Origin of the sequence: Prochlorococcus marinus CUG1417 (assembly GCF_017695975.1) — a bacterium.
Classification (GTDB): Bacteria; Cyanobacteriota; Cyanobacteriia; order PCC-6307; family Cyanobiaceae; genus Prochlorococcus_A; species Prochlorococcus_A marinus_AG.
In genome coordinates this window covers 948,510-959,663 of sequence record NZ_JAAORN010000001.1, presented here as the reverse complement: position 1 = coordinate 959,663, position 11,154 = coordinate 948,510, and the positions used below count along the sequence as shown (strand labels likewise).

At 32.6% G+C, this 11,154-nt stretch carries 14 protein-coding genes and 1 pseudogene; 5 read left to right on the top strand and 10 right to left on the bottom strand.

What is annotated here, in order from left to right; genetic code table 11:
• Position 1: 1 nt before the first annotated feature.
• Positions 2-1,435, bottom strand: coding sequence for a circularly permuted type 2 ATP-grasp protein (locus tag HA140_RS05605; RefSeq protein WP_209040132.1), 1,434 nt, complete (start codon positions 1,433-1,435; stop codon positions 2-4).
• Between the two features lie 137 nt (positions 1,436-1,572).
• Between HA140_RS05605 and HA140_RS05600 the strand changes: the two genes are divergently transcribed.
• From HA140_RS05600 to HA140_RS05590, 3 genes and pseudogenes are all read left to right on the top strand, one after another.
• Positions 1,573-1,809, top strand: a complete 237-nt coding sequence (locus HA140_RS05600; RefSeq protein ID WP_209040131.1) for a hypothetical protein — start codon at positions 1,573-1,575, stop codon at positions 1,807-1,809.
• Positions 1,810-1,852: 43 nt separating this feature from the next.
• Entirely contained in the window at positions 1,853-2,074 is a 222-nt protein-coding gene (locus HA140_RS05595; protein WP_245156205.1) for a hypothetical protein, read from the top strand.
• A gap of 101 nt (positions 2,075-2,175) precedes the next feature.
• Positions 2,176-2,641: pseudogene (locus HA140_RS05590) on the top strand (DUF1348 family protein).
• Between the two features lie 107 nt (positions 2,642-2,748).
• Here the strand turns inward: HA140_RS05590 and HA140_RS05585 are convergent.
• On the bottom strand, positions 2,749-2,886 hold the full coding sequence (locus HA140_RS05585; protein WP_209040130.1) for a hypothetical protein: 138 nt from the start codon (positions 2,884-2,886) through the stop codon (positions 2,749-2,751).
• A 204-nt stretch (positions 2,887-3,090) separates the two neighbouring features.
• Positions 3,091-3,414, bottom strand: coding sequence for a hypothetical protein (locus HA140_RS05580; protein ID WP_209040129.1), 324 nt, complete (start codon positions 3,412-3,414; stop codon positions 3,091-3,093).
• A gap of 84 nt (positions 3,415-3,498) precedes the next feature.
• Here HA140_RS05580 and HA140_RS05575 point away from each other — a divergent pair, with 84 nt between their 5' ends.
• A complete protein-coding gene (locus HA140_RS05575) occupies positions 3,499-3,690 on the top strand; it encodes a TatA/E family twin arginine-targeting protein translocase (RefSeq protein ID WP_209040128.1) in 192 nt (63 codons plus the stop codon).
• Between the two features lie 44 nt (positions 3,691-3,734).
• On the opposite strand, the gene cynS is transcribed toward HA140_RS05575, so the two are convergent.
• From cynS to HA140_RS09375, 5 genes are all read right to left on the bottom strand, one after another.
• Positions 3,735-4,178 carry a cyanase gene (gene cynS / locus HA140_RS05570; RefSeq protein ID WP_209040127.1) on the bottom strand — a complete coding sequence of 148 codons (444 nt, stop codon included), beginning with the start codon at positions 4,176-4,178 and terminating at the stop codon, positions 3,735-3,737.
• A 34-nt stretch (positions 4,179-4,212) separates the two neighbouring features.
• Positions 4,213-5,067 carry an ABC transporter ATP-binding protein gene (locus tag HA140_RS05565; protein WP_209040126.1) on the bottom strand — a complete coding sequence of 285 codons (855 nt, stop codon included), beginning with the start codon at positions 5,065-5,067 and terminating at the stop codon, positions 4,213-4,215.
• 25 nt (positions 5,068-5,092) lie between these two features.
• A complete protein-coding gene (ntrB, locus tag HA140_RS05560; RefSeq protein WP_209040125.1) occupies positions 5,093-5,875 on the bottom strand; it encodes a nitrate ABC transporter permease in 783 nt (260 codons plus the stop codon).
• 26 nt (positions 5,876-5,901) lie between these two features.
• Positions 5,902-7,587, bottom strand: a complete 1,686-nt coding sequence (locus tag HA140_RS05555; protein ID WP_209040124.1) for an ABC transporter substrate-binding protein — start codon at positions 7,585-7,587, stop codon at positions 5,902-5,904.
• A gap of 131 nt (positions 7,588-7,718) precedes the next feature.
• Positions 7,719-7,994 (bottom strand): DNA gyrase, encoded by a 276-nt coding sequence (locus HA140_RS09375; RefSeq protein WP_245156204.1) that lies wholly within the window; start codon positions 7,992-7,994, stop codon positions 7,719-7,721.
• Between the two features lie 561 nt (positions 7,995-8,555).
• On the opposite strand from HA140_RS09375, the gene HA140_RS05550 reads away from it, so the two are divergent.
• Positions 8,556-8,711: a hypothetical protein gene (locus HA140_RS05550; RefSeq protein ID WP_167315825.1), complete on the top strand. Its 156-nt coding sequence runs from the start codon at positions 8,556-8,558 to the stop codon at positions 8,709-8,711.
• Positions 8,712-8,728: 17 nt separating this feature from the next.
• Here HA140_RS05550 and HA140_RS05545 read toward each other — a convergent pair whose 3' ends face one another.
• Together HA140_RS05545 and HA140_RS05540 are read right to left on the bottom strand one after the other, a co-directional pair.
• A complete protein-coding gene (locus HA140_RS05545) occupies positions 8,729-9,802 on the bottom strand; it encodes a WD40 repeat domain-containing protein (RefSeq protein ID WP_209040123.1) in 1,074 nt (357 codons plus the stop codon).
• Positions 9,790-11,139, bottom strand: a complete 1,350-nt coding sequence (locus HA140_RS05540) for a CobW family GTP-binding protein (RefSeq protein ID WP_209040122.1) — start codon at positions 11,137-11,139, stop codon at positions 9,790-9,792. The genes HA140_RS05545 and HA140_RS05540 overlap by 13 nt, the downstream gene beginning before the upstream one ends.
• Positions 11,140-11,154 lie beyond the last annotated feature (15 nt).

Below are 11,154 nucleotides of genomic sequence, written 5' to 3'. Positions count from 1 at the left end.
ATTATTTACCTACAACCCATGTATCTTTGCATCCTCCACCTTGAGAAGAATTGACGACTAATGATCCCTTCTTTAAGGCTACCCTCGTAAGACCACCTGGGCTAACCCATGAATCTTTTCCTCTCAAGATGTAAGGTCTTAAATCAACATGACATGGATATAGTTCTCCATTGCACAACGATGGCACAGTAGATAATTCTAATGTAGGTTGAGCTATGAAATTTCGAGGATTTTGTTTAATTTTATTAGCGAATTCTTCTATTTCATTGGTTGTTGAGTGAGGCCCAATTAACATTCCATAACCCCCAGCTTCTGCGACAGACTTAACAACAAGTTTTGATAAGTTTTCTAGAACATACTCTCGATCCTTTTGGTAATGACAAATATAAGTTTCTACATTTTTAATAATAATTTCTTCATCAAGATAATATTTAATCATTTTTGGGACAAAAGAATAAATCATTTTGTCATCTGCTATTCCAGTCCCAGGAGCATTTGCTAAAGCAACATGACCTGCCTTGAAAACATCAAGTAATCCAGTAACACCGAGGCAGGAATCTTTTCTGAAATTTAGCGGATCTAAGAAATCATCATCAATTCGTCTGTAAATGACATCTACTCTTTTTAATCCAGAGGTGGTTTTCAAATATACATAATCATCATTGCAAACTAAGTCATGACCCTGAACTAGTTGGATGCCCATTTCTTGAGCCAAATAACTATGCTCAAAATAAGCACTATTAAAAATTCCTGGAGTTAGTAGAACTATCTTGGGAGTATCTGTCCAAACTGCAAGTTCTTGAAGCGTTTTTAAAAGATATGATGGATATTCATCAATTGGTTTTACTATTCTGCCAGAGAAAAGATTAGGAAAAATATTTTTCATAACTAATCTATTTTCTAAAAAATAAGCAACCCCAGAAGGGCATCTTAAATTATCTTCTAAAACATGCCAATCACCCTTCCTGTCCCTTATCAAATCAAGTCCTGAAATTTGGCACCATTTATTTAATGGAGGTTTGAAACCTATCATTTGAGGTCTCCAACCTTCTGAACTCTCTATTAATTCTCTTGGAATTATCCCATCATTAATTATATTTTGAGAATTATAAATATCATTGAGAAATAAATCAATTGCCTCAAGCCTTTGTTTAAGACCTTTTTCTAATGTTATCCAATCATCTTTACTTATTATTCTTGGCAAAGGATCAAAAGGTAATATTCTCTCCGTCCCTTTTAAACCCGTATCATTTAATCTAAAGGTAGCACCATGTCTTAGTAATAATTTTTTTGCTGCAGAATGATTCCTATTTAATTCTTCAATTCCCATATTGTCTAAAGAGGACAAAAGAGGGATTAATATTTCTCTAGCAGAGTTCACATTATCCTTAAAGTATTCATCAAAACTATTTTTAGGACGATAATCTGAAAACATCTATTTCTTCGTTTAGTAATTTTTACTTGAGCTTCAAATCTTTATTCGTATTTATGACTACCAAAAATAATATCTCTTTACTCTATCTATTTCATTATTTTGATCATTGAAGTATATTTCTTAAAAATCTAAAAGGTATGAGTTCTAGTAATTGGCAATTTGTTTTTTTTAGATATTTCGCAAGCTTTCTTTTTATCCTCTCACACAGTTTGCTGGTTCTTGATCATCTACCAATAGGTGCTGCTCTTCACGGACTTGGAGAAGTTTTTATAGCGCCTTGGGCTTTTAGGGAAAGAGCATGGGATCTTGTTACTATTGCAGTTTTATTTTTCTTCTTTGATATCTGGGGACTTATAAACACTCCTTGGAACTAATTGGTATTATTAATTTAATAATTCTGGGGAAATAATATTAAAAATGAAGTCTTATTTTTATCAAATATATAAAATAATTTTTCTTTTACTTCTAACAAATATTTCTAATTTATTTGCACATAATATATTGAATGGAGGTTGCAAGGAACATTGTGGGAAAAAGATTCAAGTAATTAATAATGAGATTAAATTAGAAAATGTTAATGATCAAATTTATAAAGAGAGTAAAAATTCATGTTTAAGTAAATCTCTTTGCAGAGGATAATTGCCTAAAAATTTTAACTTTTTTGAAATTGCCCCTTTGATTATCATCATTAAATAAGTGTTTTTTTTATTATTTAGATAACCCAATTCATTAAATAGCATATGTCGATAAAACCTCCTTTACCTCCTTTTGACGCAGAAACAGCAATAAAAAAAGTGAGATTGCCGAAAATGCTTGGAATACGTAAGATCCATTTACTGTATCGCTTGCTTATACAGAAGATAGTTTTTGGAGAAATAGAAATGAATTTATAAGAGGTAGAGAAAAAATTGTAGAATTTTTGAATCGAAAATGGACAAAAGAAATTGGTTATAAATTTATTAAAGAATTGTGGGCATATGATTCAAATCGAATTTCTGTTCGATTCCAATATGAATGGCATGACAAGGAATATAATTATTTTCGTGCATATGGGAATGAAAATTGGGAATTTTCTGAAACTGGTTTAATGCGTAGAAGAGAAGCAAGTATAAACGATATTTCTATAAATAAAAAGATTGTCTTTTTACATGGGAAGAAGGTGCACGATCAGAAGATTTCCCCAGCCTTACAGAACTAGGTCTTTGAAATTTATAAATATCAAATAGTAATTTTCAAAATTCTTTAATATCAGTAAGTGGAACTAATTTCTGGAAATTTACCAAAAAAAATATTTTTTATTTGATTTAGGGGATTTAATGATCTTTACAAGGTGAACATTCTTTACAATCTGAACATTCACAAGGACAAACGCAACCGCAACCGGGGCATACTTCTTCTTCATTTGAAGTAGATTTAACTGTAAATAATATTTTTGGATTTGTAGTAATCATAATAGTAAATTTTAAATTAATTATTAACAATATAGCCTAAAAAATTAATTGTAGCAGGCTTAGTTACACTTTTTAAAAAAAATTAATTTCTATATTTTGAAAATGGTTATCATTATCCACTGATAAATATTGGTTCTTAAATAATATTTAGAAAATTTATATTATAAGATAATAGTTAAATTTATAATAAATATTCCTTAAAAATTAAATTATTATTATTGATGATTTTTTTACCCACTTTATATCTAAAGAAAGTAAATTATAGGAATCTATTTTCCATTTTTCTATATCTAAATTATTTTTAAATTTTTCATCATGTAGGAATTTTGGCAAATCATGAACTATCTTTATTAATCCATCGACAACACAAAACTGGCCTGGATTTAGAACATTTTGGTTGATTTGACTTTGTCCGATATATCCCAAATCAATAATTTCTTTTTGAAATTCTAAAAATATAAAAATTTCAAAGAGATTAAATTCAAATTCTTTGAAATATTTATAATATGGATCCCAACTTCTTTCCATTGTTAATAGATTAAAAAAATGTGTGATTTTAGTTACTTTTAGCAGAAGAAAAATTTTTTATAATTAATTATTATTGAATTTTTAATGAACATTTTCGGAATTGGTATACCAGAAATCGCTGTAATTGTTGTACTTGCATTGCTAATTTTTGGGCCAAAACGTTTGCCTCAACTTGGGAAAACTATTGGCAAAACCATAAAGGGTTTACAATCTGCATCTAAAGAATTCGAGAGTGAAGTTAATAAGACTCTTAAACTTAATGAAAATGATGAATGAATAATTAATTATGGTTTTATATTCCTAAAGACGAAAATAAATATTTACCACTTTTTATAGGGCAAGAATTTACCACACATTTTTACTAATACCCTATCGCCTTTTGGGTCATTTACCTTATCAACTTCAATGGAAAAGTCAATTGCACTCATAATTCCATCGCCAAATTTTTCTTGTATTACATCCTTCATTGGTAGTCCATACACTTGCATTATTTCATAGAATCTATAAATAAGAGGATCTGTAGGAATAACAGGATCTAGGCAGCCTTTCACTGGCGGTGTTGTCAATTGATCTTCTAGTTCTGATTGTAAATCTAGAGCATTAATTAAAATATTAGCTTCTCCTTCAGAAGCTGTAGCTTGCCCATAAAATAAGCTTGCAACCCATACTTCATCTCTATTAATTAATTTACCTAAATCTTCAAAGGATAAATTTTTTTCTTTTTTTGCTTTTAATAGTAATTGTGTAAATGTGGGTAAAGTCATAATTAATTGTTGTTTTTTTTATTGCAGAAGAAGTCTAAGTAACCTCTTCTACAGCTCTTGTTTCTCTTAATAGATGCTTTTCCAAACGCATTTTTATTTTTAAATATGTAGGATCTTGTTCTATTTTTTCTCTATCTCTTGGCCTTTCTAAATCAACTGAAATTTCCTCAGAAATTATGGCGGAGGGACCGCTTGACATCAAAACAATCTTGTCAGACAAAAGCAATGCTTCTTCAATACTATGAGTAATTAAAACAACGGTTACTTTATTTTTTCTCCAAATTGATAATAGTTCATCTTGTAAATAGGATCTGGTTAATGCATCAAGAGCCCCGAAAGGTTCGTCCATCAACAACATATTTGGATTTATAGATAAGGCTCTAGCTATTGCAACTCTTTGCTTCATTCCTCCAGATAATTCTTTTGGGAATTTGTTTGAAGCTTTTTCTAAACCAACCATTCTTAAATATTTTCTCGCTCTTTCTTTAATATCAGCGTTTGTTTTTGCTGGGAAAACAGTATTTAAGGCAAACTGAATGTTCTCAATTGTTGTAAGCCATGGCATTAAAGCGTAATTTTGAAAAATAACACCTCTATCGGGACCTGGACCTTTTATAGCTTGTCCGTCAATAATGATATTCCCAGTTGTTGGAGTTTGTAAGCCTGCTATTAAATTTAGTAATGTTGATTTGCCACAACCTGAAGGACCTATTATAGATACGAAGGTGTTCTTTTCTATCTCTAGATTAATATCTTTGATAGCCTCGAACCCACTTCTATTTCCTTTTGAATAAAAATCAAAAAATTTTTTTTCTTTGTAGAAAGTTTTTCCTAGATTATTTAATTTAAGGTGGCTATTAGTTTTTTTTGAATTTAGATTTTTTGACATTTTTTAAAGATTTAAAGAATTAAGGTTAGACACTATAGTCAAATTTCTCTTGAAGATAGCCAAAAAGTTGATCCAAAATAAATCCCGTAAAACCAATTATTATGATTGCGACAAAGATATTCTCAAGAGATAAATTGTTCCATTCATTCCATATAAAATAACCAATACCTGTACCCAACAACATTTCTGCAGCAACAATAACGAGCCAAGCTGTACCCATTGATATTCTCATTCCAGCAAGAATGTTTGGCATGATTGCTGGCAAAATAACTCTTCTAATAGTTGTTGATTTACTAGCCCCGAGAGATTTCGATACCTTTAAATAATCAGGATTAATACTTGCTACTCCAAAAGCAGTATTAATTAACGTAGGCCAAATACTAGTAATAAAAATTACAAAAATGCCAGTAATCTCAGAATTTCTAAAAACAAAAAGGCCTACAGGAAGCCAAGCTAATGGAGAAACAGGCTTTAGAAGTTGCACGTATGGGTTTAAAGAAGACTGAGCTAATTTAGACATTCCCATAAATACTCCAAGGGGAACAGCTACTAAAACAGCTAAGCTGTATCCAATTAATACTCTCCTAAGGCTTATAAGTAAATTAGTTCCAATTCCTAAGTCATTTGGACCATTATCAAAAAAGGGATCAGATACCCACCAAATAAGGGAGCTTATGGTTTTAAACGATCCTGGGAAATTTTTAACTAATAAGCCTTGCTGAGCAACTATTTGCCACAAGATTATAAAAATTAAGAGACTAGAAATGGTAACAAAAAGCTTAAGCCTAGTTGAAATTACTTTATTCATTTATAAAAGATTTAATGGTTATTTATCTAAAAACCATCTCTTTTTATTTGGTCTTTTATGTATTTCATTGGTTTACTTGGATCAAACTCGTCGTAAGCAAGTATCTCTTTTCTAAATCTTGCAGTTGGTGGATTACCCCCCATTTCTCTTTCTAAAGCTTGAGCTTCATCTGTTAAAAATATTGAAGCGCTATTAGGGTTGAAATCGCCAGCTTGAATAGCTGCTACAGCTCCACCTAAATCCCAACGAATTAATTGAGACTGTATCCAGTGAGAGAAGCTTTGCCATGGATAAGGTTTGAAATCAATTCTATCAGGTACATTTTGAGATTTACCAAGTCCATCTTCAAATTTGCCTGTAAGTACAGCTTCAACAACTTCTGTGGGTTGATTTAAAAATCCCCTTCCAGAAATAGCTTTAGCTACTTCTTTTCTGTTAGAAGGAGTTGAGACATAAGCAGCAGCATCAATAATAGATTTATTAAGAGCTCTGAAAGTTTCAGGATGTTCTTTAATCCATGGTTCACCAGCTGCAAATGCACAACATGGATGCCCTGGCCATAATTCTTTAGTGAGTAGATGTATAAAACCTGCATCTTCGTAAACTGCCCTTTGATTAAACGGATCAGGCATTAAATATGCGTCGATATCACCGGCAACTAATTGTGCGATACTATCTGGTGGTGGAACAGGACGAATCTGAACATCTTTATCTGGATCAACCCCACCTTTGGCAAGATAATATCTTAATAAAAGATTATGCATTGAGTATGGGAATGGAACTCCAAATACAAATCCCTTCATATCAGCAGGACCATTTACTTTCCCTTTATGACGTTTGGCAACAGTAATAGCTTGACCATTTATATTTTCAATGCTTGCCAGTTTCACACTAAATGGTGCAGTCCCTAATCCAAGAGTCATGGATATTGGCATTGGAGCAAGCATATGGTAAGCATCTAATTCACCAGCAATTGCTGAATCTCTAACTGCCCCCCAACTTGGCATTTTGACAACTTTTACATCCATTCCAAACTTGCTGTAGAAACCCATCGGTTCCGCCATGATTATTGGAGAGGCGCATGTTATTGGTATGAAACCAACTCTTAAAGTTTGCTTCTCTAAATTATTGACATTTATAGGCGTGTCATCAATTGGTTGTTTGGAAGGCTTGTTTTGATTAGAGCAAGCAACTGTAATTAGTGCTGCACCTGCCGCTAGGCTAGATAAAAATTGTCTTCTTCCCATTGGTGAAGAAGCTTTAGTTTTAGCAAAGAAGCTACCTGCTTGAGGTCCAAATGCTGCTTGAAAAGCTTGGTCTAATCCACCAGCTTCCTTAGCTAATTCTCTAAGAAGTTGTTCTTTATATGGATCACCATTTGAAGCGTTTTTGTAAAACAATAGATCTCTCATTTCTGCAGTTGAAATAGCATCAGCAATTTCATATGCTTCATTTTTGATAAGACCCATCCTAGAAAAATCTGAAATTATTTCAGCAGGATCATCAGGCATATCTGCCATAAAATTTTCATGATCATTCCCGATTGGTCGACATTCTATGCATGCACAAAAATAACCATGATCATTAGAAGGGTTTAAAAAGTTATTTTTTAAAAATGTTTTATTACTTGATAGGTTATTTTCTTGATTCTGATCTGAGGTTTTACATTCAAAATTATATTTTTGAGTAAAACTATTGGATGAGATGACCATTTAGTTATTTTTAATCAATATTTAGATTATTTATCCAGAGTTATTTTTGAGATGTATAAACAATTACTTTTTAAAATAAATATGTAAAAAATTTGGAAATAAAAATTTCCCCGTGAAATTTCCAATTTGTTTTATGAAATCTGATCTTTAATAAATATCATCAAATAACTTTTTGCTTGATAATTTTTTTGAGAAGGATTGATTTGATTTTTAATTAAAAAAATAAAAGTATATATTAACGGTATAAGTAAAGACGAAACAGCAACTAAAGCAATTATCTGGTTCAACCTAATAAGTGGTTTTTTTACCAGATCCTCCCCGCACAAGTCACAAATCAGAGTACCTTTTGAGGATTTTTTCTGAAATTGATATTTAGGATTGCAATATGGACAATAATATTGAACCATTTTAAAATTTTATTGTTTTAATCATTATCCGTAAAACCAGAAGAAAGTCATCTTATTAAAAAAAGAGGGCTAATTTAAGCCCTCTTTTATCTCTTACTTATATTTTTTTACTGAAGTTAATAACGCACCTAAATCTTGGATCCTTGTTGCTAACTTCTATTAAGCTAATGCTCACCAAAATTAACTAATTGTCTTTAACTGGGGCAAAAACTCTAGAATTAAGCTTGTTTCTTAAAGGGCACCTAAACGATGCAGAAGAAGGAAGCTTAGACATTTATAAAAAATAATTGGAGCAGTTAATTAAATTAGTTAGTTTTATTACGAAATTTCAGGCAGGCTATCGATCATTTTGAAAGACCTCCTAGAACTCAACAATATAAAATTAGGAAAATATCACTCTAAAGACAATCCGTTTTTATACGCATTGCTTTTTAATTAAAAATGTCCGAGAGTAGTAATCAATTGCGCTAATTTTTTTTGAGATATTTTTAGTAAGTTTTGCTTATTTCTTTTGATATTTAATTCGACTATCTTAATTTTAAATAATTGAGGAATTCTTTTATGAAGCAGTCGAAAGAAGTTAGTAAAACTGATAAATCTAATCCTATAGACGAATATTTTCAATGTCTCTCATATTGCGATATTCACCCAAAAGGAATAGATAATGACTGTGAGGTCATTTGTATGGAAAGACATTTAAAAGCTAACTATTGGTAATTATAAATTTCTACTTTTTACTTAAATCCTTTTGAAAAAAGGTTAGTACGAACTTTAAATTTCCATACATTTACAACACCTTTTGCATTAACTGCTGCAAGTGCACAATCATCAGGTCGCCATGATATTGCCCCTACTAAATCTCCAGCATATGCAGCTCCAACTGGGTCTCCATTGCCGTCATTTTTTAGGAAACTTGCCACAACAGAACCATCCCTAGATCCTGAGGCTACTAGCATACCTTTATTTGAAAAGGCTAGGCTCGAAATGGGTTCTGTATGGTGACATAGTTCTCCTGGCATAGTCCCCTCTGGTCCATTTCCCATAAAGCTCCAAACTGTAATTCTTTCACTACCACTAGTTGCTAATAATTTTCCGCTGTCATCAAAAGAAAGATGACTTGGTTTGCCAGGGTATCCAGTCATTTCAGCATCCATTCCTGTTGATCTTCTCCAAAAATGAACTGAATTGTCTTGACTCCCACAGGCAACTATATCTCCATCAGGGCTTAATTCCATAGATACCAATGATCCTTGCCATTCGAGTTTTTGATTCGTTTTATTATTAACTATGTCAAAGAATGTCACTCTTCCATAGCAAGCAGTTGCTAGCTCATTTTTATTTGACCACGTTATTGCACTTACTGTGCTTGGATGGTCTTCTGAGATCCATTTCTCTTCACCAATTTCATTAAAAACATATACTTTTTTTGAGGAAGCTATCGCAAGAAATAAACCGTCATTCGACCACTTGAGGTGTTCTACCCAACCTTTGCCAAGATCAAGTGTTTTAATAACTTTACCTTCATGGCAATTACAAATTTGAACTATTCCATCCTGACCTGATGATGCAAAAATATCACCCTCTGGATGAATTGCCATTGCTAGTAGACCACCAGAGTGAGTATTTTCTTTTTTCCAAATAATTTTTCCAGTATCTCCTTCGAATGCAAAAATACCACCTGCTACATCGCCAACAATAAATTGTTTCCCTTTAAGAGCCCAGCCACATGCTATAGCATAATCGCTAACTTCGGCTGTCCATCCTTCGTGGAACATGCCTCTTGGGCTAAATGCTTCTATATCAGGCATTTATCAAAGCCTTCTTGCATCTCTTTTTCATTTAGATTTCTACCGATAAAAACAAGTTGATTTCTACGAGGTTCATTACCCCATTCTTTATCAGGTTGTGCAGTAAATAACATATGTACTCCTTGGAAAACTATTCGCCTTGGGTTACCAGAGTAACTTATGAAACCTTTAGTTCTGAATATATCCACCCCTTTTTCTGAGAGAAGCCTTCCCATCCAGGTATTTAGTTTTTCTGGGTCAACATCTCCAAAACGCTCTATAGCAATTGAGCTAACTTCATCATCATGTTCATGCTCTGCTTGCCAGAATCTTTCAGTATTAAAGGGAATCTCTTTATTTTCCTCACTTTTAATGATTTTCATATTGAATTCTTCAGCGGTGTGCTGTGTAAACAAACCTATTTTTGTTGGTTTTTCTATGTTCAAGATGAAAGATTTATTTCCTTTATCCTCCAATTTGAGATTTATATGTTCTCCATATGGGATGGTATTCCCAGGTTCAAAATTATTAGCTTTTTCTGCATAAAGTCTCACGGAGGATTCAGCACCGTCTTTTAGTTCCTCCTCACTATCACCTTGGTTAACGAGAGCTACTAGGGACATTTCTGGATCTGGTCCTTCTTCTAGTATTAATTCATATTTACCTGCATCAAGATCATAAACACCTGTCCATTCAAAAGGATATTCTGGTTCAAGGAATGTTGGCCTGCGTTTAAGGATCTGATCAAGATCAAATGCACTTAGATTTAAGACTGTTTCAATTGGTACTTTGGCATTTTCGGCTCGAATAATTCGAGTCATTCGATTCATATCTCTCAATCTCGATTCAAGAGTATCTAGTGCATCATCAGAGACTAAATCAGTTTTATTAAGGACAAGAACATCTGCAAATGCTACTTGTTCTGAACTTTCATCACTCCTTCCTAGTTGCTGATCAATATGTGCAGCGTCAACTAAAGTTACAATTCCATCGAGAGTGAATTCAGAACTTATCTCTTCATCCATGAAAAATGTTTGAGCAACTGGTCCAGGATCTGCTAATCCTGTCGTTTCTACTAAAACATAGTCAAACTTATCTCTTCTTTTCATAAGGTTGCCAAGGACTCTTATTAAGTCACCGCGAACAGTACAACAAATACACCCGTTTGACATCTCAAACACTTCTTCATCGGCATTAATTACAAGCCCTTGATCTATACCTACTTCACCGTATTCATTCTCAATTACGGCTATTCTTTTTCCGTGCTCTTCACTTAAAATTCTATTAAGCAAAGTAGTCTTCCCTGAACCTAAGAATCCAGTGAGGATGGTTACGGGAATTTTATCTTTGATGCTCATTTACTGATTTTTACT